Below are 25,961 nucleotides of genomic sequence, written 5' to 3' on the forward strand. Positions count from 1 at the left end.
GTAACAAATAGCGAACTGGGTATTTAAAATATTGAAATTAAATATATACTAGATGTAGTGGTCGAAGAAGAAAAGATCGATCGCTAACAAAAATTTGAGGTGAATGCAAGCTATGTTTGCAGAATGGCACGGCTTTACTGAAGGCAACTGGAAAAAGGAAGTCAACGTCAGAGACTTCATTCAAAAAAACTACACCCCCTATGAAGGGAATGCAGAATTTCTCACAGTAGCAACCGAAAAAACCCAGCAGCTTTGGCAAAAAGTTCTGGAATTAATGAAGCAAGAGCGCGAAAAAGGTGTATTGGATGTTGATACAAAAGTTCCCACATCTATCACGGCTCATGCAGCAGGATACATCGATCGCGACTTAGAACAAATAGTAGGTTTGCAAACAGATCGACCTTTGAAACGCGCGATTATGCCCTTTGGCGGAATTCGCGTGGTCAAGGCAGGTTTAGAAGCTTACGGCTATCAGCTCGATGGGCAAACGGAAGAAATATTTACGAAATATCGCAAAACTCATAACGATGGTGTATTCGATGTCTACACGCGCTCGATGCGTCTGGCGAGACGTTCTGGTATCATCACAGGTTTGCCAGATGCCTACGGACGAGGGCGGATTATCGGTGACTATCGGCGCGTTGCTTTGTACGGTGTCGATCGCCTAATTGATGATAAAAAAACACAGCAAGAATCACTCGAACTAGACGCGATGGACGAGGCGACAATTCGTTTGCGCGAAGAGTTATCCGAGCAAATTCGGGCATTGTTTGAGTTAAAAGAAATGGCGGCTAGCTACGGCTTTGATATTGGCCGTCCGGCAGCAAATGCACGAGAAGCTGTCCAGTGGGTGTATTTTGGCTACTTGGGAGCAGTGAAAGAACAAAACGGGGCAGCGATGTCTCTCGGTCGCGTATCGACGTTTTTAGACATTTATTTCGAGCGCGATTTGCAAAGTGGCGCGAGTTCCGAAGTGGAATTGCAAGAACTGATCGACCATTTTGTAATGAAACTCCGCATGGTGCGGTTTTTGCGAACTCCCGACTATAACGCTCTGTTTTCTGGCGATCCAACTTGGGTAACAGAGGCGATCGGCGGTATCAGCGATGACGGTAGAACATTGGTAACTCGTAACAGTTTCCGATTCTTACACACCCTGTCAAACCTCGGTACTGCACCCGAACCAAATCTCACAGTTTTGTGGTCGGAAAACTTGCCGGACAACTTCAAACAATTCTGTGCGAAGGTATCCAGCGAGACGAGTTCGATTCAGTACGAAAACGACGACTTGATGCGTCCTCAATACGGCGATGATTACGCGATCGCCTGTTGTGTTTCCGCGATGCGAATTGGCAAGCAAATGCAGTTTTTCGGCGCGCGAGTTAACTTAGCTAAGACTTTGCTCTATGCGATTAACGGCGGTAAAGATGAGAAGTCCGGCGACCAAATCGCGCCGCAGTTCCCACCGATTACTACCGAATATCTCGATTATGACGAGGTAAGAGCCAGGTTCCGCGACATGATGGCGTGGTTGGCAAAAACGTATATCAATACGTTGAATGTCATTCACTATATGCACGACAAATACTGCTACGAACGCCTGGAAATGGCACTGCACGATCGCGATGTTTACCGGACAATGGCCTGCGGAATTGCCGGATTGTCGGTGGTGGCGGACTCCCTGTCGGCGATTAAAAACGCTAAAGTTAAGGTGCTTCGCAACGAGCAAGGTTTGGCAGTGGATTACTCGATCGAAGGAGAATATCCCAAATATGGCAATAATGACGATCGCGTAGACAGTATAGCCATCGAACTTGTGCAAAGCTTCATGAACGAAATTCGCCAGCACAAAACCTACCGCGGCGCTGTAGCGACTCAATCGGTACTCACAATTACCTCTAACGTAGTTTACGGCAAAAAAACTGGTAGCACTCCCGACGGACGTAAAGCTGGCGAACCCTTTGCTCCCGGTGCTAACCCGATGCACGGCCGAGATTCCTGTGGGGCGATCGCATCCTTATCTTCTGTAGCCAAACTGCCTTACAGTGATTGTCAAGATGGCATATCGAATACTTTTTCGATTCTACCGCAAGCCTTGGGCAGAATGGAGAGCGATCGGACTAACAACCTAGTTAGTCTTATAGACGGTTACTTCCACGATGGCGGCCATCACATCAATGTTAACGCCCTCGATCGGCAAACATTACTAGATGCGATGGAACATCCAGAAAACTATCCCCAGCTAACAATTCGCGTCTCCGGTTATGCGGTTAATTTCATCAAACTTACCCGCGAACAGCAATTAGATGTGATTAAACGGACTTTCCACGAACGCGTCTAAATCCCAGCAGAAAAAACTCGGCGATTGAAACCGCTCAAGAGTCAAACGAAGTCCGAGCTGAGGGGGACTCAAGAAGCGCCTACATAATTGGTTCTCCATAAGTCTTTTTTCGTCTAGTTTCGCTGTTAAACCATGAGGCCAGATCCCCCCTAACCCCCCTTAAGAAGGGGGGAACAAGAGTATTCTTGAATTCCCCAGACTATCTGGGGATTCAAGGGGAACCGTCCACTTCTCAAAGTCAACCCCTACTCCCCTTTTTAAGGGGGATTTAGGGGGATCGAGCCTCAGCAACCAAACGAACAATCCGCAAGTTTCCCGGCTTAAGTTAACACCGAGATTCCCTCATCTCAAATCCGTTAGCATCGTCCTGTATTCATCTCTCTCTTCTCTTCCTCTGCGTTCTCTGCGTACTCTGCGGTTTAATCATTCCAATGCAACCGGAATTGATATCATCCCTACTCTCAAAATCCTTACCAACAAACAGCAAATTAAATGTCTGGAATTGGTCGCATTCACTCAATCGAAACATTTGGTACAGTAGACGGCCCCGGAATCCGGTTTATCGTCTTCACCCAAGGCTGTCCGTTACGCTGTCTGTACTGTCACAATCCCGACTGTCGCAATTCCCACGATGGTAAAGAAGTAACCGTCGATTATTTAATCGAGCAAATTATAAAATGTAAATCCTACCTACGGAAAGGAGGCGTTACCGTCAGCGGCGGCGAACCATTGATGCAGCCGGATTTTGTCAAAGAAATCTTTACCCGCTGTCATCAAATGGGTTTGCATACAGCGCTGGACACATCAGGCTTCTGTGTTTTAGACGTTGCTAAACCGGTTCTGGAAATGACCGATCTGGTTTTGTTGGACATCAAATCCTACATTCCCGAACTGTATTACAAAGTCACCAATGTTTCCATCGAGCCTACTTTAGCAATGGCCAAATATCTCAGCGAAATTGGCAAACCGACGTGGATTCGCTTCGTTCTAGTTCCTCACCTCACCGATCACATCGAAAACGTAGAAAAATTAGCGGAGTTTATTGCCAATCTGAACAATGTGGAAAAAGTCGAAGTATTACCATTTCATAAAATGGGAGAATACAAATGGGAGCAATTAAAATTGGATTACGAACTCAAGGATACACCTCCAGCTTCACCGGAACTCGTGCAACAAACAGTTGATATTTTTCGCAGTCGCGGGGTCAATGCGATCGGAGCTAGCGGTATATAATAATTAAAAGGCCACGTTCACAAGTCACCCACAATCTTGAAATTATCTGCGTCGATCTGCAGGTTCCCTACCAATCAAAGATTGAGGCAATAATTTTTCCGAAATCCACATCACGAAAAATCACATGAAAGTTACCAATTTAGAAGAATTAGAAGTCCTAATTCAAAAAGTAAAAGCAGCCCAAGCTGAATTTGCCACCTACACTCAAGAACAGGTCGATCGCATATTCAAGCAAGTAGCTTTAGCCGCTAATGCCGCCCGCATTCCCTTAGCCAAAGCAGCAGTCAAAGAATCGGGAATGGGAGTCATCGAAGATAAGGCAATCAAAAATCATTTTGCCTCGGAAATGATTTACAACAAATATAAAAACGACAAGACTTGTGGTATCATCGAGTCCGATCGGCATTTTGGCTACGAACGCATTGCCGAACCAGTGGGATTGCTAGCGGGAATCGTTCCTGTAACTAACCCGACTTCCACCACCATCTTTAAGTCATTAATCGTGCTCAAGACGAGAAATGGCATTATATTTTCGCCCCATCCCCGCGCCAAATCCTGCACGGCTGCGGCGGCAAAAATCCTCCTCGATGCTGCTGTAGCAGCCGGCGCACCACCGGATATTATTGGGTGGATTGATGAGCCAACTGTGCCACTTTCCCAAGCTTTGATGCAGCACCCCGATATCAAACTAATTTTGGCAACTGGCGGGCCGGGAATGGTAAAAGCTGCCTACTCTTCAGGACATCCCTCCCTCGGTGTCGGCGCTGGAAATACTCCCGCCATCATCGATGAAACCGCCCACATCCAAATGGCTGTCAGCTCAATTTTGCTCAGCAAAACTTTCGACAACGGCACGATTTGTGCTTCGGAACAATCGGTAGTTGTTGTGGATGAGGTGTACGATGCCGTGCAACTGGAATTTATCAAGCGCGGTGCTTATTTCCTGAATGCTGAAGAACGAGAAAAAGTGCGGCGGGTAATCTTAATTGATGGTCGATTGAATGCCGAAATAGTCGGACAATCGGTGCAAAAGGTGGCGCAGATTGCGGGTTTTGTAGTGCCGTCAAACATCAGGGTTTTGATTGGAGAAGTGGATACGATAGGTAAAGAAGAACCCTTTGCTTGTGAAAAACTTTCGCCGATTCTCGCCATGTACCGCGCCAAGGACTTTACTGAAGCAGTAGACAAAGCTGAAGCGCTGATAATTTTTGGCGGACACGGACATACTTCTGTACTCTACACCGCCCCCCACAATCAGGAACACATTCGTTATTTTGAAAGCAAATTAGAGACTTCGCGGGTGCTGATTAATACGCCTTCTTCTCAAGGTGCGATCGGCGATTTGTACAATTTCCGCCTCGATCCCTCCCTTACCCTCGGTTGCGGTAGCTGGGGCGATAATTCGATTTCTGTCAACGTGACACCCCATCACCTGCTCAATATCAAAACCGTAGCAGAGCGACGCGAGAATATGCTCTGGTTCCGCATTCCTCCCAAGATTTATTTTAAGTCGGGTTGTCTTCCTGTAGCTTTGAGGGATCTTGCAGGTAAGAAACGTGCTTTGATTGTGACGGATAAACCATTGTTTGAATTGGGATTGACTAAGGAAGTCACAGAGAGTTTGGAAGAAATCGGCATCGATCACTACACATTTTACGATGTGGAACCCGATCCTTCGCTGGCTACTGTTCGCAAAGGTTTAGAAATCTGCAATAGTTTCCATCCAGATGTGATTATTGCTTTTGGTGGTGGCTCGCCGATGGATGCTGCTAAAGTAATGTGGCTGATGTATGAGCATCCAGAAATTGAGTTTGAAGGATTGGCGATGCGGTTTATGGATATCCGCAAGCGGGTATACGAACTGCCGCCTTTGGGTTCAAAGGCAATTATGGTGGCAATTCCAACTACTTCGGGAACGGGTTCGGAAGTCACGCCTTTTGCGGTTGTTACGGATGAACGATCGGGGATTAAGTATCCGCTGGCAGATTATGCTCTGACTCCGAGTATGGCGATCGTCGATCCAGAACTTACGCTGAATATGCCCCGGAAACTGACTGCTTACGGCGGCATTGATGCGCTAACCCACGCTTTAGAAGCTTATGTTTCTGTGTTGGCTTCTGAGTATACAAATGGTTTGGCTTTAGAAGCGATTCGTTTGCTGTTTAAATACCTGCCCAGCGCTTACAAAAATGGTGCCAACGATCCGAAAGCGCGGGAGAAAGTACATTATGCTGCTACGATCGCCGGCATGGCATTTGCCAACTCTTTTCTGGGAGTTTGTCACTCAGTAGCTCACCAATTAGGTGCAACTTGCCACGTCCCTCACGGTTTAGCGAATGCGCTGATGATTTCCCATGTAATTCGCTACAATGCAACGGATGTTCCGTTCAAACAAGCGATTTTTTCTCAAAACAAGTATCCTAACAGCAAGTGGCGTTATGCTCGAATTGCAGACTATCTGAATTTGGGCGGCGATACCGAAGATGAAAAAGTTGAGAAGTTGATCGCAGCGGTGGAAGCTCTGAAGCGTGAGGTAGATATTCCTAGCACGATTCAGGAGGCGATCGCCAGTCAGGGAATGAGTGATGATTTCTTCTTTGCTCGCGTTGAGGAAATGGCCGATCGAGCTTTTGACGATCAGTGTACCGGAGCGAACCCCCGCTATCCGCTGATTGAAGATTTAAAGCAACTTCTGGTGCAAGCGTATTCTGACGGCGACACTTCCGATCTCAATCGAGTGTTAACTTTAGTGTAATCGGCGCGGTGCCATAGATTTCTCCTCAAAAGCCTGTCAATGGGGGGCAGGATACCTAACTCCTACTCCCCACAGTTTCTGGAGAAATCTAACGCAGGGCCCGGTGGTGAAAATAAACCCCGAAGCGGATCAAAATACCAAGTAGGGGTTGAAAAAATATGAAATTGTGTTATAATTTTAGAGGTAACTTTTTTACGAATTTTGTAGTTTTAGTGGCTGTTCGCGCGATGACCTCTTCACCAACCATAGCACCCGTTCGATCGAGTCAAGTTACCCGCAAACCTTATCCCAACTATCGGGTAATAGTCCTCAACGACGATTTCAACACATTTCAGCACGTTGTGGAATGTTTGACGAAATACATTCCAGGGATGACGAGCGATCGAGCTTGGAAACTCGCCAACCAAATCCACCACGAAGGCCAAGCCACCGTGTGGGTTGGCCCGCAAGAGCAAGCAGAACTTTATCATATGCAATTGAGCCGTGCTGGACTGACAATGGCTCCGCTAGAGTCTACTTGAAAAGTGTCTAGAGGGCCGAAAGTTCGATCGTTTTTCGCTAATTAATCTGAAATTGAACGCAGATTGGGATTTAAGAGGCGATCGTGATTTTGCCAATCATCCCCGCCTCTGTATGTCCGGCTACCGTACAGCGCAGGTTGTAGGTTCCCGATTTCATCGGCACAAACACCCATTCTGCCATAGCGCCCGGTTTAAGTTCTAGTTCGTGAATCGCTCCTTTAATTTCCACTTTCCCAGCTTCAACTTTTTGAGTCCAACTCGCATCAGCAAAGTTTTTAGCAGTAAAATAATGTTTCTGCGAACTGGGATTTTTTAGCACTAATTTATAGCGCTTGCCCGATTCAAATTCTAGCAGATTGGGAAAGAATTTGAGTTCCCCAGCTTCGTTACCTAAACTAACAGTAATTTCGGTGACAGGTTGGCGAGACAAATCACCGGCAGCACTAGCAATTGTCGCTGGCATCAAGATTGTGCTCAAACATAAAATTAGTCCCAAAATCACCTTGAAAGTTTTTTGTAACCCCTGGCTGCGGTAGAATTTGCCTAATTGCCAACCGAGTAAATTGATCATGGCTGTTCTGACTACTGTTAACTATTAACTGACTAATGACTAATGACAACTGACAACTGACAACTGACAACTGACAACTGACTACTGACTAATGACTTAATTCGATCGCCAAACTTCATCCCAAGGCCCGCCCCCAACTTCCAAACCCGATAAAGAGCTTTGAGCCTCTAAGATAATTCTAGAACGCTGCTTGCCATTTTTTTCCACATTTCCCCCCAACAACTCTCGCAGTTGCAAGCGCAATTCACCGTGCGTCGTATCCCGGCAGCAAAAAGCCATGCCTTTTTCGGTAGGAGTTCGCACATAACTACCAGGAATGTTTGTAGTGCCAATCAACTCAACTTCAAACTGACTGTTTCTAGCCTGCATTTTCCAGCTTCCCCAAGGTTCAATAGTCCAACTAACTTGCGAATTCCAAGGCACAAATTCGTAAAATTTGCCTCGGTAATGCAGACCAATCATTGCTACCGATTCCATCCACCACAGCACGCCCCGCTTGCCACCACCTGCGGTTAAAGCTAAATCATTTTCGCCTTGAAAACAATTGCAATTAATCCAAAACCACTTTTGCGGAAAAGCACCGCCCCAGTTTTTTTCGCTGTAAGCGGGAGCATCTTTAAATTCGTAGCGATCGCCATTCCAATCGATCCAGCCCGTGGCTAAACCGTGAGCCATTAAAATTTGCCATCCAGGCTCAAAAACGGGCAGTAAAGATAGCATTCCTGCGGTAGATTTCTGGATTTCTTCAGAGTTTCCCCAGCCATAGATAGGTTGAATTTCGTACTGCCAAAAACAGTGGCTGCCGCTTCCCGGATCGTGCAAATAACCTTGATTTAAAGTAGCAGTAGCTTGATAGCCTTCTTCGACGCTGCTGTCGAATACTGCCGGCTCTAAATATTGGGGTTTAATTTGTAAATCTGTTTTGCCCCAATGTCCGAAACCTAAGCTTTCTCTGTGCGCCCAAAACTTATTTACATCTGGAAAGGTGCGACACAAATAGCTATCTTTCGGACCGAGAATCTGAGCTGCACCGCCACTGTAAGGTTGACCGCCTCTGGGGTCTTCGATGGAATACATGAATGCAAAGGATTGTCCGTGAATCGGTAATGTTATTCGGTAGTACCAGCCTTCAAAAAAGCGGCGTGAACTACCGTCCCAGTGGTAGCCACTGTGGGGAGTTTCAAGAGTTTTGAGTTTTGAGAGTGAATTTGACATAGAATTACCAATAGCATGACAGGGAATTCACGGATAACTGTTTCTTCCTTCTTCCTTCTTCCTTCTTCCTTCCTTTATGTCTCTAGCACTTTGGCGATCGCCCTTAGCTCGTGCCCTCCACCGCAACCGCAGTCTTGCTTTTGCCCGTTACTTGCAACTAGCAACTGTTCGGGCTACCGGGCGTCCGGCTAACCGCACTGTGGTGTTTCGAGGCTTTTTAGCAGATACTAATCAGTTAAAGTTTATTACAGATATTCGCAGTGAAAAGGCTGAGGAGATTAATCTCTATCCTTGGGGGGAAATTTGCTGGTATTTCCCGAAAACTCGCGAACAATTTCGGATTGCTGGAAAGCTAGTTTTGGTAGGGGCAGATTATCCAGATGCCCAGTTGTGTTCATCGCGGTGCACAACTTGGCAGGAGCTTTCTGAGGCGGCTAGATCGCAGTTTGCTTGGCCTCATCCGGGGGATGACAAAGCCGAGGCTAGTGCTTTTGATTCTGCTTCCCCAGATGCGATCGAGCCACTGCCTAATTTTTGCTTGCTGTTGTTGGAACCGGAAACGGTGGACTTCTTGGAGTTGCGGGGGGAACCGCAGAACCGATCGCTTTATCGGCGCGACGATGAGGGAAATTGGTCTGTGCGATCGGTTAATCCTTGAAGTCAGTTGACTGTTGACTGTTGACTGTTGACTGTTGTCAGTAGGAAAGTATTAAGTTGAAAAATTCCCAATGAAAAACTCAACACTCAAAACTATTTTTAGATGCCGCTGCCGTCGAAAAATTCTTGAATTGCTTTATCTTTTAACTTGCAGCTAGGGGTTGTAACTAGCTGTGTTTTTTCGGCTAAAGCTACATTGCTGGCTTGGTTTAAAGCTTCTGATACTGAGTGGAAATTGTGGGAATTGGGAACAGAAGTTAAGGAGACAGATTCTTGAGGAAGCAAACTTTTTACTTGCTGTTCGAGGGATTCGATACGATCGAGCAAAGAGCGAATTACCGCAGCTTCCGAATCCGGCAAACTGCCGTGTTCTAGGGGATTGACGCGCACTCCGGATCTATAGACGATGCGGCCGGGAATCCCTACCACTGTACAGTCAGATGGTACATCGCGGAGCACGACGGAACCGGCGCCGATGCGGACGTTGTTGCCAATTTGCAGATTGCCGAGTACCTTGGCGCCGGCACCTACAACTACGTTTTCGCCGACGGTAGGGTGACGCTTGCCGCTTTGTTTGCCAGTACCGCCAAGGGTGACACCTTGATAAATTAGGGCAAAATCGCCGATAATCGCTGTTTCGCCGATCACAACCCCCATACCGTGGTCGATGAATACGCTTTTGCCGATGGTTGCCCCTGGGTGGATTTCTATTCCGGTCAAAAAGCGAGCAATGTGGGAAATCAAGCGGGGGATGAAGGGAAGTCCCAACACATAAAGCCAGTGTGCGAGGCGGTGCAGCACTAGGGCCTGAAGACCGGGGTAGCAAAACAAAACTTCCAGCCAGTTGCGAGCGGCAGGGTCGCGATCGAAAATTATACTGAAGTCAGCTCTAAGAGTCTTTAGCACTTTCGGAGTTACCTATTTTGGTTAAACACGCCACTTTCGATTTTACATTTTACTGGATGGGGGAAGTGAGCGGTCGATCGGGAGATTGGGGGATATTACGGAAGGGAACTGTGGGAGAGTGCGAGATGGGGGAGAATTTGATTATTTTATTTTCTCCATCCAACAACGCCGCTGTTTTCTATTCCTGTACTGAGATTGTATAGTTAGACTTGACTCCGGGTTCGACAGTACCTACCCAAATCCTGTAAGAGCCTGCTTGCCAGTCTGAATCAAGTATGGCAGCATCTTTATTCTGACCTATATCGTCTCCGCAGAGCACCGCATTACCGGGGCCTTGTACGAGTAAGGTCGTGTCCTTTCCTTCGCTGTTGACTTGGAGTGTGAGTTTTGAAAAGTTTTGTTGCAAGACTATGATGTGGTCGGGAGTTGGGGTGGCAAAACCCAAACATTTGTTTTTGTGGCGATCGGCGTTGGCTATGACAGATAGAGAGTACGATCCGCCTGTGGAACCTCTCAAAACTGCTGTTGGGGCTGCAAAACCTCGCGATAAAGTTAAAGTGCCGAAATTGGCTGTTTCTGCTAAAACTGGTAGGGCGGCGATCGCGGCGATCGCAGCCAAGAGCGCACCGTTTTTGAAATTGGCTCGCTGATTAAACAACATGGCAATACTCCTCGGTCACAACTTAAAACCACAACTCAGAATTTACCCATCGCAGCCCCTAGAATCCAAACTGTGGAGGAAGAATAATTTTTTTTAAATTAGTTCAAAACCTCCTGGCTTCTCTTTCTTATGTCTATCAGGACAATCCCTGTAAGATCGCGCTCGCTTGTGCCACTCGGATTTCTGCCACAGGCGATCGACTTATATCCGAAATTGTACGGTGTCAAGATGATAAATTTGATACTCCTAGTCTTGCTGTTGGCGCTCGGTTCCCTATTGACACAGACCTTGGTATTGTTACCTATAGGCCTATCCGGCTGGCTCCATCTCCCTAATTGGCTGAGCCTGACCGTGATTTTTCTGGCTATTTCTTGGTGCTTGGGGGATTAGTCAGCAGTCATGAGTTATTAGTGATTAGTCAAAAGTTAATGATCAATTATTCCACTTCCCCCAAGAGTCAAGGCCCGATTGTCCCCGGTTTGATGATGTATACTTCACAATTGACAATTCAAGAATCTAAAATCTAGGATTTGACATCTACCTATAGAATGATGCAACGACAAGTTTATTCGATCTCAGCATTTCACTCTCCTGACAAAAGCCTGGCGGAAACTCCTAAGAGACAGGAGCGTCCGATACACCGGGCGATCGTGTTAATGCTGGTGGCAACAGGTTTGCTAGGCCTGCACGCTAGTCGGCTGGTGGAATTGCAACTGATACAAGGGAAGCAAAACCGGGAACGAGCCGAAAATAATCGCGTTCGCCTAGTGCCGATGCCGGCGAATCGTGGACACATTGTCGATCGCAAAGGCAACTTACTAGCGGCAAACAATTTAGCTCGATCGGTATATTTGTGGCCGAAAGAACAAACGCCGGAAGAGTGGAAAGTGACAGCAGAAAAGTTGAGTCCGCTGGTTAAGATTCCGGCAAAAGAAATTTTAAAAAAATTAAAAGAGGTCGATCCTCAATCCTACAGACCGGTGCGGCTCAAGCAAGCAATGCCGCCAGAGGTGTTTGTGCCACTAGCAGAAGAGGTGGGACAAATGCGGGGAGTGGAAGTGCGGCCAGAAGCGAACCGCTACTATCCCGAAGGCAGTTTGGCGGCTCACGTTATCGGATATATTGGCGAAGCTACCGCAGCAGACTTGGAAGATCATCCTGAATATCCGATGGGGATGATTGTCGGTCAAATGGGCATAGAAGCGAGCTCTAACAAGAAGATTGCCGGAGTTTGGGGCGATCGGCTGATCGAGGTAAATGCCCAAAATCAAGAATTGCGACTGATGGGAGAGACACCGCCCAAACCCGGTGAGGCGGTGCAGCTAACCATAGACTTAGAAATGCAAAAAGCAGCCGAAAAAGCCTTGGGACACCGCCGGGGAGCCGTAGTGGCGGTGGATGTCAAAACCGGGGCGGTATTAGTTATGGCCAGCCACCCGACTTTTGACCCCAATCTGTTTACGCGAAAAATCACTAAGGATGAGTGGGAAACTCTTCAAGATCCGGAAAATCCTTTTTTGAATCGGGCAATGCAAGGCTATCCCCCCGGTAGCACTTTTAAAATTGTGACTTCCGTCGCGGGCCTGGAGTCGGGCAAATTTTCGCCGGACTCAATTCTCGGTACTTCGTCTTACATTACTGTGGGGGGAATTGATTTTAACGAACACAGCGGCGGTTACGGCGACATCGGCTTTCGGGAGGCTTTGGCTTTCAGCAGCAATACGTTTTTTTATCAAGTGGGGATTAGTACCGGGCCGGAGCAAATTTCTAAGTGGGGACACCGCTTAGGAATTGGCAAGGATACGGATTTGAATCTTTTGGGGCTAGGTGGCGGAGCTCACGGTCAAATCCCGACGCCGGAGGAGAAGGAGAAAATTTATAAAGAACCTTGGTATGCGGGTGATACGGTAACGATGTCGATCGGGCAGGGGTTGGTGTTGGTGACTCCTTTGGAGGCGGCGGTGATGGTGAGTTCGATCGCTAACGGCGGCTATCGGGTCAAGCCCCATCTTTTGACTTCTATGACCGGCACAGCGGAGACTAAACGGGTACATACGGGGATGAAACCTTCAACAATTCAGGTGGTTAAGGAAGGACTGATCGCGGTGGTTGCCGAGGGTACGGGACAGGGATTGAATGACGGTACGATTCCACTGACGGCTGGCAAAACAGGGACTTCGGAGGTCATCGGACAGGAGGATCACTCTTTGTATGTCGCCTTCGGGCCCGCTGACAAGCCGGAAATTGCGATCGCCGTAGTTGTGGAAAATGGCGGTTATGGTTCTGTTGCCGCAGCCCCGATCGCCAAAGAGGTATTTCAAGCTTATTTTGGGCAACCGAAAAAGGTGAAGCAGCCAGTAGTTATTAGTCCTTAGTTATTGGGAATGGGGCATTGGGAATTGGGCATTGGGAATTGGGCATAGTTTCTTGCTTCTTCCTTCTTCCTTCTTCCTTCCTTCTTCCTGACATCCGTTACATCCGTTACAGAATCCGTTGCCGAACTTCCTTCTGACTAATTCAGTCGCATAAATATAGTAGCTTTGCGAATTCCTGTTATTTCTCCCGTACTGGTGACAGTGAGCGATCGCAAGTGATCGAACAATGGTCTTGCCGAAAGTTCAATTAACCTCAACAGCGGGATTTGTTTTTCCCAAATTGGCCTGCTGGAGGGCCAGTCTAAATAAAAATAGCCGTCGTTAGATGGCGGTAGCGGTTCAATGCTGGTTTGAAAATCTTGATTGGCAACTAAAGAGCCTGTTTCTGCTGCTTCTAGTGCTGCGTCCATTGCTTCTACTGAAGTGGTGAAAATTTCGTATTTGCCGACGCTGGCTCGGACTCCTTTTGCCTCGGTTTCGATCGCACTTTTTCTATTATTTTCCATCCCATAATTGGGGCTCGTTGTCAACTGCGTCCAAGCGGTAATTTTCTGATTTCTGAGAGTGAAGCTGCCGATGCTGTATTCTTTGCTGCGGGCAATTTCATCTAGTTTGTCGATCGCCTTTTGCGAATCAGCAGATTTTTCGGTGGCAAAAATCCAGTCCGCACTGTTTGACGAATTCGGAAGCACTGCTAAAGCGTATTCTCCTTGTACCCAATCAAATATATCCTTCGGCAGGTTGACGCCCCAAACTTGCTGAATATCTGCCAGGGTGCGATCGACTAAATTTGAGACTTCAGCGTTAGCTGACACCGCAGATGACAAATCAGCCCAAAAATTCCTTAAATCGGTGCTGGCGATCGCGAAAGGACTGGCTGAGGGAATGTATTGCAAGGCTTGCACTGGTTCGGAGAGTGTTGGAGAAGCTGTGTTTTCTCGCGATGTCACTAAAGCAGTTTGAGCCAGCAATCCCCGTCGGTTGACTCCGACAGCAACTGCGAGGGAATTAAGAGAAACTTCGGGATTTTGCTCAGTTGCTGATTGCGGTAGATTGACAAATGCTAAAGCGATTCTGCCTTGAGTTAGCTGCTGCAAAGCTTTTTGATATTCCGGGGTGTTGTTGAGATTTAGGTTTGCTGATTCAACGTTATTAATTGCATCTCGAATCACAATCGGGCTATTGGCAAACAAAACAAAACTTTGGTTATTCCCAGAAGTTAAATTACCGCCGATGGCTGCTGTTGCGAAGCTGGCTGGCAACTTTGATTTCGGCAGATTAAACGGGTTAAAAGGTGAACTCGAAGCCGATTTTTTCTTGGTTATTTGTGCTTCTTTATAATTAATTTTTACGCCTTTATATAGTTCCGAATGAACTGTTTTATCCGCACGAGATTGTGTGCGCCAGTAGGAGTCTAGAAATTTTTGGCTGCGATCGACTTTTTGGGAGGAAACCGCCAGCAAAAACCCCGTTTGTTTGCCGTTGCTGCTGTCGCCATCGAAATCTGGCGTTGTCACGGCGAGGGTAATTTCGTCACCTATCCAAGGTTGGATATCTCTACTGTAATCGAGGCCTGTACTGGCGAGGAAACTTTTTTTGATTTGCTCAAATTCTACGTGCGATCGACTTCTTTCTTCGGGAGTGGCAAAAACTTGTCGCAATGCTTCGAGGCGATCGGGATTTACCAGCATTGAAGCTAACAAAGGTGCTTGTTTCGAGACAAACACAGCCGCAGCCGGAGTAGTTGTCGGCCCGCCAGCGAGCAAATTCAGAGGAGTTTGAGTTGTCAGCCAGTAAAAACCACCGGCACTCAAGGCTAAGAGTGCCAAGACGCCAGCAATGAGGAAAGAAAAGAACGATCGCAACTTCATCGGCAAATGACAAATTACCACAGTCTCTGATTATACACCCAGAACCCCGACTTGTTTCAAAAGCAGAGGTGATCGCCACATTGTTAGTTTTTAAGTCGATCGATCTGGCAATCTAGCTATCAGATTTTCTAGGGATAATTGAGGCAATTCTGACAACAGTAATGATAAGTTTTCTGGGGATAAACCGAGCAAATCGGGGATAAGACTAATCGGGCGTTCTTCCAATTGTCCTGATTCGCTGAAGCGGTTTTTCAAAACACTTTCGGCTAGCAAATTTTGGACTTGTTGGCGATCTGTCTGGGCGATCGGCAGCATAGATAATTGGACTAACAACATAGTAAACTCGGCAGTAGGTAGAGCTGATACCGGGCGCAAAAAGGTGACAGTTAGCGGGTCTAACTCCCCAAATCTGACCTGCAAGAAACTCTCTAAAATTAACCGCTGTCCTTGTTCTCTTCCTTGCTCAAGACCTTGTTCTCTTCCTTGCTCAAGACCTTTTACAATACCTTGTACAAGACCTTGTTCTCGTGCTTCTTGTAACTTTTGTTGAAAAAGGGGTACGATCGCCATAACTAACTCCTGATCTTCATCATCCATTGTGGGATTAGTTGGTGTATTCGCTTGCAAATTTTCCTGCAAGATGTAAAGTAATTGTAGCGCATTAGCTCGAATTGAAGCATCAATGGGAAATGCAGTTAATTCCGCGATCGCCCCTTGCTGCACCCGGCCCCTACCCAACATCCGCAACCACATAGTCTCTGGAGTCCTCGGTAGCTGGTGAATAGCGATTAAGCCAACTCTCCAAACCTCCGATAAAAAATAAACTCCTCTCCCCCAGCCCTCCGACTCTTCAGGAGTCCGAAAACCAAAACTGCTTAATAAAGCCTCCGAAGCAGTAGGAGTGAGAATCCACAACATCGGTAATTGTCTTTCCTCAAAACGTTGATCTTGTCGATTAGCGCGCCGCCCCAGTTCTGCCCTACTATTTAATAACTTAACGACACAGCTAAAAATTCCCTCAGCAGTCACAGGATTGCGAAACGGTTCAATTATCGCCGCAGTTGCAGCCATTTTACCTAACAAACCCAAACTTTGGACATATTCGCCATCAAAAGAATTTGGTTGAAACCACACATCAATTTCTCTAACTTCAGCAGTGACATTTTTGCTCGTTTCTACTTCTCCAAGAGGCGACAATAACTCTTGCAGGTATTCTTTTGCAAACTGATCGTGGGGAAACTTAGTCATCCGATTTTAGATTTTAGATTGTAGATTTTAGAAGCAGGTTGTCTACCACCGCACTCCTCGCGCGTCGGAAAAATCGGCATCTAGAACCGCCCCCGGATCGAATACAGCATCAGTTAAATCAGCCTTTCTAAACGACGTTATCGATAATTTTTCTATTTGTTCAACAGCGATAAAAAAGCCGATCGCAGTTAACCCAAGAATTACCCCAGAAACCAAAAATAAGACAATTCCCCGAATAGTATCTCCGCCCAAAAATGTCACAATACCGCTAGCCCCGATCGCAGCAGCAGCCCCAGCCACAGCCCCCGCCACAATCCCAGCCTCGCACCGAGTCGCAGCAATCGCCGTCGCAGCGGTTCCAGCCACAGCCACAGCCCCCGCATCCGCCCCGGCTATCAGTCCAGTCAAAGCCCCAGCCGCCGTCACTGTCACCGCCGTTACCCCAGCCCTAGCAATCAAATTTCTCACCCGTCTGCGGCTTTGTCCGGTTCTGACACCCTGAAAATTTGCCCCTCTCAAAATCGCCCCGGTGAAATTGCAGCCTCGAATGTCGCAACCGCTGAAATTCGCCCCAGATAAGTCAAGCCCTTTAAAAGAACGGTTCCGCAAGTTTTGGTTAGCAAAATTGAGATTTTGAGGTTGAGTCATTCGATTTTAGATTTTAGATTTTAGATTTTAGATTAACCAACCAAAGGGCTGGGATTATAGATTTTAGATTATAGATTTTAGATTAAGCAACCACAGGGCATTTAAAATAAAGCCTGTGGTTTATAACGAGTTTCCATGTCTCCCATCTCCGAAGCCCCATTTTCCCCGGAACAAATTGCCGCTGAAAGACTCAAACCAGAAGAATATGAAGAAATCGTTCAGCGTCTAGGTCGCCATCCCAATAAAGCTGAATTGGGAATGTTCGGCGTCATGTGGAGCGAACACTGCTGTTACAAAAATTCGCGGCCACTATTAAAACAGTTTCCCACAGAGGGCGATCGAATTCTCGTCGGGCCCGGAGAAAATGCCGGCGTCGTAGACTTGGGAGACGGCTTGCAACTCGCCTTCAAAATTGAATCCCACAACCACCCGTCAGCAGTTGAACCCTTCCAAGGTGCGGCAACCGGTGTCGGCGGAATTCTCCGCGATATCTTCACAATGGGTGCACGCCCGATCGCACTTTTGAATTCCCTGCGTTTCGGCAACTTAGACGATGCTAAAACTCAGAGATTGTTCAAAGGCGTAGTATCGGGAATTTCCCATTATGGAAATTGCATCGGCGTGCCCACAGTTGGCGGCGAAGTTTACTTCGATCCTGCTTATTCCGGCAACCCATTAGTTAACGTCATGGCCTTGGGTTTAATGGAAACTCAAGAAATCGTCAAATCCGGCGCTTCTGGAATCGGAAATCCCGTACTTTACGTCGGTTCAACTACTGGGCGAGATGGCATGGGAGGAGCAAGTTTTGCCAGTGCAGAATTGACCGACAAATCAATGGACGATCGCCCCGCAGTCCAAGTAGGAGATCCATTTTTAGAAAAATCCTTAATTGAAGCTTGTTTAGAAGCATTCAAAACCGGCGCAGTCGTCGCCGCCCAAGACATGGGTGCGGCAGGAATCACCTGTTCGACATCAGAAATGGCAGCCAAAGGCGGGGTAGGCATTGAATTCGATTTAGACAAAGTTCCCGTTCGAGAAAGCGGTATGGTTCCCTACGAATACCTGCTTTCGGAATCTCAAGAACGGATGTTGTTTGTTGCCCAAAAAGGACGGGAACAGGAATTAATCGATATTTTCCACAGATGGGGATTGCACGCGGTAGTAGCGGGGACAGTCATTGAAGAGCCGATCGTCCGAATTCTCTTTAAAGGCGAAATCGCGGCCGAAATTACCGCAACTGCTTTGGCAGATAACACCCCAATTTATCACCGAGAACTGTTGACAGAGCCGCCCGAATATGCTAAAAAAGCATGGGAATGGACGGCGGATTCGCTGCCACAATCCACAGTTAAAGGTATCGAAATTAACGGCAATTTCCAAACTTGGAACCAGATTTTGCTGACGCTTTTAGATACTCCCACCATCGCTTCTAAACGCTGGGTTTATCGCCAATACGACCATCAAGTGCAAAACAATACTGTTGTTTTACCTGGTGGTGCAGATGCTGCGGTTGTCAGATTGCGTCCGCTAGAACCCTGCCACTCTTCCCTTGCTAACGGGTTAGAAGTACACCCCCTTGCTAAGGGGGATCTACAGAGAGAAAATGCTGTTTCTCTAGCTTCCGAAAGCAAACAGGAAGAAGAGGTAATTCCTCTATTTACAAAGGCACAAGGTAGGGAAACTCCCAAACTTTCTCCCCCCCTTAGTAAGAAGGAAGCGCCGCAGGGGGCTATTCCTGGAGTTGCTGCAACGGTTGATTGCAATTCTCGTTATGTTTATCTCGATCCTTATGAAGGTGCAAAAGCAGTCGTAGCGGAAGCAGCGAGAAATTTAAGTTGTGTGGGTGCTGAACCTCTGGCAGTTACTGATAATTTGAATTTTGGCAGTCCCGAAAAGCCGATCGGATATTGGCAGTTAGCCTCAGCTTGTCGCGGAATTGCTGATGCTTGTCGGGAGTTGGGGACGCCTGTGACTGGCGGCAATGTTTCTCTTTACAACGAAACGGTTGATGCTGAGGGGAATCCTCAACCAATTTATCCGACTCCGGTAATCGGAATGGTGGGGTTAATTCCCGATTTGAAGAAGATTTCTGGCCAAGCTTGGCTAAAGAAAGGTGATTTAATTTATGTGCTGGGAATTGGTGAATCATCCCAAAACCCAGAACTTCCATCGGAAAGCTCAAAAATCGAAACTTCTCCTACTTTGGGAGGTTCGGAATATTTAGCGGCAATTCACGGGATTGTCGCTGGGAAACCGCCAAGGATAGATTTTGAGTTAGAAAGAAAAGTGCAATCGGTTTGTCGCGATGGAATTCGGCAAGGTTGGGTAGGTTCTGCCCATGATTGTGCGGAAGGTGGAATTGCGATCGCCCTCGCGGAATCATGTATTTCTGCTAAAATGGGTGCGGAAATTCATCTCAGTTTCAATTCGGCAAATGTCAGCCGCTGGGATGAAATTTTGTTTGGTGAAATGGGCAACTGCATTGTAGTTTCAGTCGCACCGAAAAATCAAGAGATTTGGGAGGCTTACCTGCAAGAACATTTGACCAAAATGTGGCATAAAATTGGTTTAGTTTGCTGTGCTGAATCACCTTTGCGGGTTGTGACTGCTGACAATCAAGTGTTAATTGAGGTGGCGATGGGTGAGATGGGCGATCGGTTCTATAATGCGATCGAGCGTCGGATTGCATCTGTCTGACAACGTGAAGTTTCGATCCCCCTAAATCCCCCTTAAGAAGGGGGACTTTGAGTGTTCTTGTCCCCCCCTTCTTAAGGGGGGCTAGGGGGGATCTCCGGGTTTAAAACACGCGCAATAACCCCAACTTCTTACAAAATTCACGATTCTTAGAAAAACCTATAACAGAAGTCGGGGTTCTTAGACACTATATAATATAAACAATATCATTCCTAAAATAAATGATTTGCTGTATCAATCCCGACTGCCCAAATCCTCAAAACCCGGACGGACAAACATATTGCATTAGTTGCGGTATTCAACTCGTACCCATCCTGCGAAATCGTTTCCGCATGATCAAACTCCTCGGTCAAGGTGGCTTCGGCAGAACCTATTTAGCAGAAGATATTGATAGACTAAATCAACGCTGTGTCGTTAAACAATTAGCACCCGATGTCCAGGGAACTTGGGCGATTAACAAAGCGGTAGAATTATTTCAGCTAGAAGCTAGACAACTGCAACAGCTAGGACAACATCCCCAAATTCCCTCCCTTGATGCCTACTTTGAAGACAACAAATATTTGTATCTCGTACAGCAGTTTGTTGATGGGGAGAATTTGTTGACGCTTTTCCAAAATCAGGGAATTTTGCAAGAAAGCCAAGTTAAGCAACTATTACTCGAACTTTTACCTGTTCTCAACTTTATTCACGAACAAAAAATTATTCATCGAGATATCAAGCCTGAGAATATTATGCGCCGTCGCAGCGACGGTTTGTTAATGCTGATTGATTTCGGAGTTTCCAAACAGTTGTCTGGAACAGTGATATCGCGACAGGGAACGCAAATTGGTTCGCATGGTTATGCACCGCTTGAACAAATGCAAGGGGGTGAAGCTTATGCAGCCAGCGATTTGTTTAGCTTGGGGGCGACGGCTTTTCATCTACTGACGGGGGTACATCCTTATGGTTTGTGGACGGAACATGGTTATAGCTGGACTGGAAATTGGCAGCAACATTTGAAAACTCCCATAGACAAGGGATTGGAATTGATTTTATCTAAGTTGTTGGCAAAAGATATGCAGCAGCGCTATCAATCAGCCGAGGAAGTTTTAAGAGATTTTCAACGTCAGTCAATACAATCTCCCGCACCGACACCAATTCCCACAATTCCTGTGATTCCACAGCACTCTTTGCCGTTACGAACTAACACAACCCGGCGAGGTTTCTTGCAATTAGCGGGTTTTACTGGGGGAGGATTTGCATTAGCTGTGCTGGGTCAAAGTTTGTTGAACAACAAATCTTCTTCATCTTCACCAAATCTTCCACCTTCATCCAACAATGAACAGCCATCTCCTAAATCATCAGCTCAAAAATCATCTCCAAAAACTACAGCCAAAAGTTCATCGCCAAAACCATCTCCACAATCTGTAGCAGAAAGTCCATCGCCAAAACCATCGCCAAAACCATCTCCAAAACCCGCACCAGAAACTCCAAAACCTCAGCCATCTTCCAATGCTTTAAAAAGCTTTACTTTTGAAACAGTGACAGTCAACTCAACGGGGCAAATAGCCAACCGCCGTCAAGGAAAAGCACAGGCTTTTATAGAAAATATGGGGAATGGTATTACTCTAGACATGGTAGCAATTCCTGGGGGCAGTTTCGTGATGGGTTCCCCCGATACTGAAGCAGGACGAAGTAGCTATGAAGGGCCGCAGCGTACAGTGAATATCCCTGCTTTTTTTATGGGTAAATATGAGATAACTCAAGAACAATACCAAGCGGTGATGGGAAATAACCCTTCTGAGTTCAAAGGTGCGAAACTTCCTGTCGAAAAAGTAAGCTGGAATGACGCTGTGGAATTCTGCAAGCGGCTTTCTAAAAAAACAGGCAAGAGTTATCGCTTACCTTCAGAAGCGGAATGGGAATATGCTTGCCGCGCCGGAACTAAAACACCTTTCTATTTTGGTGAAACAATTACCCCGGATTTAGTTAATTATAATGGCAATAATCCCTACGCTGGGGCATCGAAGGGACTTTACCGCAAACAAACAACTGATGTCGGGAATTTTTCACCCAATGCTTTTGGACTTTATGATATGCACGGAAATGTTTGGGAATGGTGCAGTCATCCCGACAACGATCGAAGCGATCGCCGGCTGCGGTGTGGCGGTTCCTGGAAGGACACTGCGGTGAATTGTCGCAGTGCGTATCGTCTTAGCAATTTGGCGGGCGATGGTTACTCAGACATCGGTTTTCGTGTGGCTTTGGTTTCCGCGTAGTTTCCGGTTTTCGCTTCTGTACAGTAAGTCTCCCGCGAGGCATCTTCTTTTAAGACTCGGCGGTTGAAAGAGACTGTTGGCGAATTTAAAAATGGTTGCACCCCTCACCTCTAAAAATAGTGGCTCTAGACTAAATATTTAATTAACCATATAGCTATTAACTACCAATAGCGAACCCAAATGCTGCATTCGTGATGTGAGGGGTAACACCCTTGGCGAATTCGCCAACAGTATTTTTCAATCGCCGATTCCCTCGCCCGCAGTTAATCAAGGTTAATATAGGATTTGGGGGCGATCGATACTACAATGCCATTAAACGCCGCATAGCTTCTGTCTGAAATGCTACACGAGTTGGAAATAATGACAGATCCGTGGCAAGATTAAGGGAATGTTAAGTTATGCGACGCTTTCGCAAACAAGATTTCCCGCTGAAACTGTCCCCCTAACCCACCTTCCCCATTAGGAACCCACCCATCTATGATTCCCAACCATTCCTTCGCGGCTGACGAGCATTCTAGTAAACCCGACAAGCCCGAGGAAGCTTGCGGCGTTTTTGGTATCTACGCACCGGGTGAAGATGTAGCCAAGTTGACGTACTTCGGTTTGTATGCGTTGCAGCACCGCGGTCAGGAATCAGCAGGAATTGCCACCTTTGACGGTGAAACAGTCCACCTGCACAAAGATATGGGACTGGTTTCCCAAGTCTTTAACGAATCGAGTTTAGGTCACTTGCCGGGTAACTTAGCCGTAGGCCACACTCGCTACTCTACTACCGGCTCGTCGCGGGTTGTCAACGCTCAACCTGTTGTTGTCCAAACCCGTTTGGGAAGTCTCGCGTTAGCACATAACGGAAATCTTGTCAATACCAAAGAATTGCGGGAAGAATTGCTGTCTCGGAAGTGCGAATTTGTCAGCACCACGGATTCAGAGGCGATCGCAGTGGCGATCGGTTCCGAAGTAGACAAGGGCAAAGACTGGCTGGAAGCAGCGATCAGCGCCTTTGCTATGTGCCAAGGAGCCTTTAGTTTGACGATCGCCACCCCCAAAGGCGTGATGGGAGTCCGGGACCCGCATGGCGTCCGACCGCTGGTAATTGGCATCCTCCCCACAACTCCGGTACGATACGTTTTAGCATCGGAAACTTGCGGCTTGGATATTATCGGTGCTGAATTTTTGCGGGACGTAGAACCGGGGGAATTAGTTTGGATTACAGAGGAAGGTATGGCTTCCTTCCACTGGAGTCAGCAACAAAAGCGCAAACTTTGCATCTTTGAAATGATCTATTTTGCTCGACCCGACAGCCAAATGGAAGGTGAAAGTTTATACAGCTACCGACTGCGGATCGGGCGTTTGTTGGCAGCAGAATCTCCGGCTGATGCTGATATAGTCATCGGCGTTCCCGATTCTGGAATCCCGGCGGCGATCGGCTTTTCTCAAGCTTCCGGCATTCCTTACGCCGAAGGATTGATTAAAAACCGCTACGTGGGACGCACTTTTATTCAACCGACTCAGACAATGCGGGAGTCAGGAATCCGTATGAAACTCAACCCTCTCAAAGATGTCTTGGAAGGAAAGCGAGTAATTATTATCGATGATTCGATCGTGCGCGGTACTACCAGTCGCAAAATTGTCAAAGCCTTGCGGGATGCGGGTGCAACAGCCGTTCACATGAGAATTTCCTCGCCACCGGTGACACATCCTTGTTTCTACGGGATCGACACCGACAATCAAGATCAGTTGATTGCTGCTACTAAGTCAGTCGCAGAAATCGGCGCCCAAATTGGGGTTGATTCCTTGGCTTTCTTGAGTTGGGATGGAATGCTGAAGGCGACTAACGAAGACCCGATGAGTTTTTGTTCGGCCTGTTTCACTGGTGATTATCCGATCGACGTTCCAGAAGTGGTAAAACGGTCTAAGCTCATATTAGAAAAAGCTGGAACCTAGAAAATCAAAAAGCGAGAAAGCGATCGCCCGTCACTTTCCGCAATTTATGGATTTTCAAGTTTTTCTGGTAAGTCATTGCCAGAATGTGTGTAGAAATGTTACATTAACTTAGCTTTAGCAATTCTTGCAGAATTGGTGAACTGTAGTGAACAGTCGCTTGGGTAGAACTTGCGTGAAACCCAACACTTCGATTGGAGATTGGAGATTACAGATTTGAGATTTGTGCTTGAATCTAAAATCGCCAATCTAAAATCGATGGTTTTTCCCTACACTCTCGTTCACAATTTATGCTCGAAACGCTGTATGCTACCTGCAGACTGGAGGTAGTTCCTCCAGATGTCCACTCTCAGATTGAAGTCGCATTTCGCACCAACAACGGGCACATGAGATTTTTTCAGATAACAGGGTCGATCGCACTAATTTTTGCCACACAAGTATTCCACAAGCCAACTTGCTTGCTTGAGAATTGCGGATGGGCGGTTCATGCGAACTAAAGAACTTTAGAAACCCTTGCAGAGTAAAAAATATGGCTCCTTGCGAGCCGAAAGTGACTGTTAAAAGAAGGCGGAATGCGGTTTCTCAAGTCAGCTTAAATCGGAAACTTCGTGCAATCAAATACTGTTCTCAATCCCGCGAGCAATCCAGGCTCATCCTCTCATACAACAGAGTTACCTTTTACTCTTGCTGATATCAAGGCAGCCATTCCAGCCCACTGTTTTGAACCCTCGGCATGGAAATCTCTGGCTTATTTCTTTTTAGATCTTGGAATTATCGCAGGTTTGTATGCGATCGCCTACACCGTCGATTCCTGGCTCTTTTACCCAATCTTTTGGTTGATGCAGGGAACCATGTTTTGGGCATTGTTTGTAGTCGGCCACGACTGCGGACACGGTTCCTTTTCTAAGAGCAAATGGCTCAACAACCTGATCGGACACCTCTCCCACGCTCCAATTCTTGTGCCCTTCCACGGTTGGCGGATTAGTCACAGAACCCACCACGCAAATACAGGCAGCTTAGATAACGATGAAAGCTGGTATCCGGTATCGGAGAGCAAATACAATCAAATGCCTTGGTACGAAAAGCTGGGACGCTTTTATTTGATGTTATTTGCCTACCCAATTTATCTATTTCGCCGATCGCCCGATCGGGTAGGTTCTCACTTCATGCCCGGTAGCCCGATTTTCCGTCCGTCCGAAAAATGGGATGTGTTGACGAGTTCCGCATCCTTGGTACTGATGGTAGGCTTTTTAGGCGCCCTAACCTATCAGTTTGGTTGGCTGTTTTTACTCAAGTTCTACTTGGTTCCCTATGTAGTGTTTGTGATGTGGCTGGATTTGGTAACATTCCTGCACCACACCGAAGCCGATATTCCTTGGTATCGCGGTAAAGATTGGTCTTTCTTGAAAGGTGCATTGTCTACGATCGATCGCGACTACGGAATCATCAATTCCATCCATCACGATATCGGCACCCACGTAGCCCACCACATTTTCTCAACCATGCCGCACTATCACTTGAAGGAGGCAACGGAAGCAATTAAACCAGTGTTGGGCGATTATTATCGCAAGTCAACCGAGCCAATTTGGAAGAGCTTTATTCGCTCTTACGGGGATTGTCATTTTGTCTCCGATACAGGTTCTGGAGTTTACTACGAATCACCTAACAGTCGGCGATCGGCTGAAGTTAAGTAGTTTAAATAAACAATAGAATACGTAAAAACTCGGCTTCTTAAAGAAACCGGGTTTTTCATTATTTTTGCGCGTGTTCCATCAGATGTTCCACACCTGGAGGGGTGACAAGCCACCCCAAACCCAGAGGGGGTAAAGATGCAGCAGAATTATGGGAAAAAAGATTGGGAGCCAAATCGTTACACGCTCGCCTATAGCAATCCTAAATCTGTCGTAAATTTTTTACCCCACCCCAACCCTCCCCTTGGTAAGCAGGGTGGACTTATTGTCGGAAACATAAACTAATACCATTTTTATAGCTCTCCTGAGTTTGTGGTGTAAAATGTACCTACTAATACATTTACCGTTATGAGCTTCCATCTAGACTATCTATTA

Annotated in this window: 17 protein-coding genes; 10 read left to right on the forward strand and 7 right to left on the reverse strand. The window is 46.8% G+C overall.

Annotated features, from left to right (window positions below; all coding sequences use genetic code 11):
• Positions 1-112 precede the first annotated feature (112 nt).
• The 4 genes from pflB to clpS all read left to right on the forward strand — a co-directional run bounded on the left by pflB (position 113) and on the right by clpS (position 6,850).
• Complete coding sequence (pflB, locus tag QUA36_RS19110) at positions 113-2,341, forward strand: formate C-acetyltransferase (protein ID WP_333458743.1); 2,229 nt, start codon at positions 113-115, stop codon at positions 2,339-2,341.
• A gap of 492 nt (positions 2,342-2,833) precedes the next feature.
• A complete protein-coding gene (pflA, locus tag QUA36_RS19115) occupies positions 2,834-3,574 on the forward strand; it encodes a pyruvate formate-lyase-activating protein (RefSeq protein ID WP_333052442.1) in 741 nt (246 codons plus the stop codon).
• Positions 3,575-3,698: 124 nt separating this feature from the next.
• Positions 3,699-6,329 carry a bifunctional acetaldehyde-CoA/alcohol dehydrogenase gene (adhE, locus tag QUA36_RS19120; RefSeq protein WP_333052445.1) on the forward strand — a complete coding sequence of 877 codons (2,631 nt, stop codon included), beginning with the start codon at positions 3,699-3,701 and terminating at the stop codon, positions 6,327-6,329.
• 227 nt (positions 6,330-6,556) lie between these two features.
• Positions 6,557-6,850, forward strand: coding sequence for an ATP-dependent Clp protease adapter ClpS (gene clpS, locus QUA36_RS19125; protein WP_172185659.1), 294 nt, complete (start codon positions 6,557-6,559; stop codon positions 6,848-6,850).
• 70 nt (positions 6,851-6,920) lie between these two features.
• Here clpS and QUA36_RS19130 read toward each other — a convergent pair whose 3' ends face one another.
• Positions 6,921-7,421 carry a plastocyanin/azurin family copper-binding protein gene (locus QUA36_RS19130; protein ID WP_333052448.1) on the reverse strand — a complete coding sequence of 167 codons (501 nt, stop codon included), beginning with the start codon at positions 7,419-7,421 and terminating at the stop codon, positions 6,921-6,923.
• Between the two features lie 96 nt (positions 7,422-7,517).
• A complete protein-coding gene (locus QUA36_RS19135; RefSeq protein ID WP_333052451.1) occupies positions 7,518-8,636 on the reverse strand; it encodes a tocopherol cyclase family protein in 1,119 nt (372 codons plus the stop codon).
• A gap of 76 nt (positions 8,637-8,712) precedes the next feature.
• On the opposite strand from QUA36_RS19135, the gene QUA36_RS19140 reads away from it, so the two are divergent.
• On the forward strand, positions 8,713-9,294 hold the full coding sequence (locus QUA36_RS19140) for an Npun_F5749 family FMN-dependent PPOX-type flavoprotein (RefSeq protein WP_333458739.1): 582 nt from the start codon (positions 8,713-8,715) through the stop codon (positions 9,292-9,294).
• Positions 9,295-9,392: 98 nt separating this feature from the next.
• On the opposite strand, the gene cysE is transcribed toward QUA36_RS19140, so the two are convergent.
• Both cysE and QUA36_RS19150 read right to left on the reverse strand, forming a co-directional pair.
• Positions 9,393-10,199, reverse strand: coding sequence for a serine O-acetyltransferase (cysE, locus tag QUA36_RS19145; RefSeq protein WP_333167670.1), 807 nt, complete (start codon positions 10,197-10,199; stop codon positions 9,393-9,395).
• A 178-nt stretch (positions 10,200-10,377) separates the two neighbouring features.
• The gene (locus tag QUA36_RS19150) at positions 10,378-10,860 is read right to left on the reverse strand and encodes a hypothetical protein (protein ID WP_333167668.1); all 483 of its coding nucleotides are present in this window, start codon (positions 10,858-10,860) and stop codon (positions 10,378-10,380) included.
• A gap of 548 nt (positions 10,861-11,408) precedes the next feature.
• On the opposite strand from QUA36_RS19150, the gene mrdA reads away from it, so the two are divergent.
• Entirely contained in the window at positions 11,409-13,235 is a 1,827-nt protein-coding gene (gene mrdA / locus QUA36_RS19155) for a penicillin-binding protein 2 (RefSeq protein WP_333167666.1), read from the forward strand.
• Between the two features lie 137 nt (positions 13,236-13,372).
• Here the strand turns inward: mrdA and QUA36_RS19160 are convergent, their stop codons facing one another.
• From QUA36_RS19160 to QUA36_RS19170, 3 genes are all read right to left on the reverse strand, one after another.
• Positions 13,373-15,127: a DUF3352 domain-containing protein gene (locus tag QUA36_RS19160; RefSeq protein WP_333458740.1), complete on the reverse strand. Its 1,755-nt coding sequence runs from the start codon at positions 15,125-15,127 to the stop codon at positions 13,373-13,375.
• A gap of 69 nt (positions 15,128-15,196) precedes the next feature.
• A complete protein-coding gene (locus QUA36_RS19165) occupies positions 15,197-16,354 on the reverse strand; it encodes a flagellar assembly protein H (protein WP_333455553.1) in 1,158 nt (385 codons plus the stop codon).
• 42 nt (positions 16,355-16,396) lie between these two features.
• Complete coding sequence (locus QUA36_RS19170; RefSeq protein WP_333167659.1) at positions 16,397-17,002, reverse strand: pentapeptide repeat-containing protein; 606 nt, start codon at positions 17,000-17,002, stop codon at positions 16,397-16,399.
• Positions 17,003-17,137: 135 nt separating this feature from the next.
• On the opposite strand from QUA36_RS19170, the gene purL reads away from it, so the two are divergent.
• The 4 genes from purL to QUA36_RS19190 all read left to right on the forward strand — a co-directional run bounded on the left by purL (position 17,138) and on the right by QUA36_RS19190 (position 25,589).
• On the forward strand, positions 17,138-19,699 hold the full coding sequence (gene purL, locus QUA36_RS19175) for a phosphoribosylformylglycinamidine synthase subunit PurL (protein ID WP_333458741.1): 2,562 nt from the start codon (positions 17,138-17,140) through the stop codon (positions 19,697-19,699).
• A gap of 218 nt (positions 19,700-19,917) precedes the next feature.
• Positions 19,918-21,954 (forward strand): bifunctional serine/threonine-protein kinase/formylglycine-generating enzyme family protein, encoded by a 2,037-nt coding sequence (locus tag QUA36_RS19180; RefSeq protein WP_333458742.1) that lies wholly within the window; start codon positions 19,918-19,920, stop codon positions 21,952-21,954.
• Positions 21,955-22,431: 477 nt separating this feature from the next.
• A complete protein-coding gene (gene purF, locus QUA36_RS19185) occupies positions 22,432-23,898 on the forward strand; it encodes an amidophosphoribosyltransferase (protein ID WP_333167646.1) in 1,467 nt (488 codons plus the stop codon).
• A 605-nt stretch (positions 23,899-24,503) separates the two neighbouring features.
• A complete protein-coding gene (locus QUA36_RS19190) occupies positions 24,504-25,589 on the forward strand; it encodes a DUF3474 domain-containing protein (protein ID WP_333167644.1) in 1,086 nt (361 codons plus the stop codon).
• Positions 25,590-25,961 lie beyond the last annotated feature (372 nt).

This window comes from Microcoleus sp. Pol10D4, assembly GCF_036701555.1.
Classification (GTDB): Bacteria; Cyanobacteriota; Cyanobacteriia; order Cyanobacteriales; family Microcoleaceae; genus Microcoleus.

Bases quoted from the DNA above. Each gene is read 5' to 3' on its own strand.
- clpS (WP_172185659.1), top strand. From the start codon at position 6,557: ATGACCTCTTCACCAACCATAGCACCCGTTCGATCGAGTCAAGTTACC.
- QUA36_RS19170 (WP_333167659.1), bottom strand. From the start codon at position 17,002: ATGACTCAACCTCAAAATCTCAATTTTGCTAACCAAAACTTGCGGAAC.
- QUA36_RS19135 (WP_333052451.1), bottom strand. From the start codon at position 8,636: ATGTCAAATTCACTCTCAAAACTCAAAACTCTTGAAACTCCCCACAGT.
- purL (WP_333458741.1), top strand. From the start codon at position 17,138: ATGTCTCCCATCTCCGAAGCCCCATTTTCCCCGGAACAAATTGCCGCT.
- mrdA (WP_333167666.1), top strand. From the start codon at position 11,409: ATGATGCAACGACAAGTTTATTCGATCTCAGCATTTCACTCTCCTGAC.
- QUA36_RS19165 (WP_333455553.1), bottom strand. From the start codon at position 16,354: ATGACTAAGTTTCCCCACGATCAGTTTGCAAAAGAATACCTGCAAGAG.
- pflA (WP_333052442.1), top strand. From the start codon at position 2,834: ATGTCTGGAATTGGTCGCATTCACTCAATCGAAACATTTGGTACAGTA.
- purF (WP_333167646.1), top strand. From the start codon at position 22,432: ATGATTCCCAACCATTCCTTCGCGGCTGACGAGCATTCTAGTAAACCC.
- pflB (WP_333458743.1), top strand. From the start codon at position 113: ATGTTTGCAGAATGGCACGGCTTTACTGAAGGCAACTGGAAAAAGGAA.
- QUA36_RS19140 (WP_333458739.1), top strand. From the start codon at position 8,713: ATGTCTCTAGCACTTTGGCGATCGCCCTTAGCTCGTGCCCTCCACCGC.
- adhE (WP_333052445.1), top strand. From the start codon at position 3,699: ATGAAAGTTACCAATTTAGAAGAATTAGAAGTCCTAATTCAAAAAGTA.
- QUA36_RS19150 (WP_333167668.1), bottom strand. From the start codon at position 10,860: ATGTTGTTTAATCAGCGAGCCAATTTCAAAAACGGTGCGCTCTTGGCT.
- QUA36_RS19130 (WP_333052448.1), bottom strand. From the start codon at position 7,421: ATGATCAATTTACTCGGTTGGCAATTAGGCAAATTCTACCGCAGCCAG.
- QUA36_RS19180 (WP_333458742.1), top strand. From the start codon at position 19,918: ATGATTTGCTGTATCAATCCCGACTGCCCAAATCCTCAAAACCCGGAC.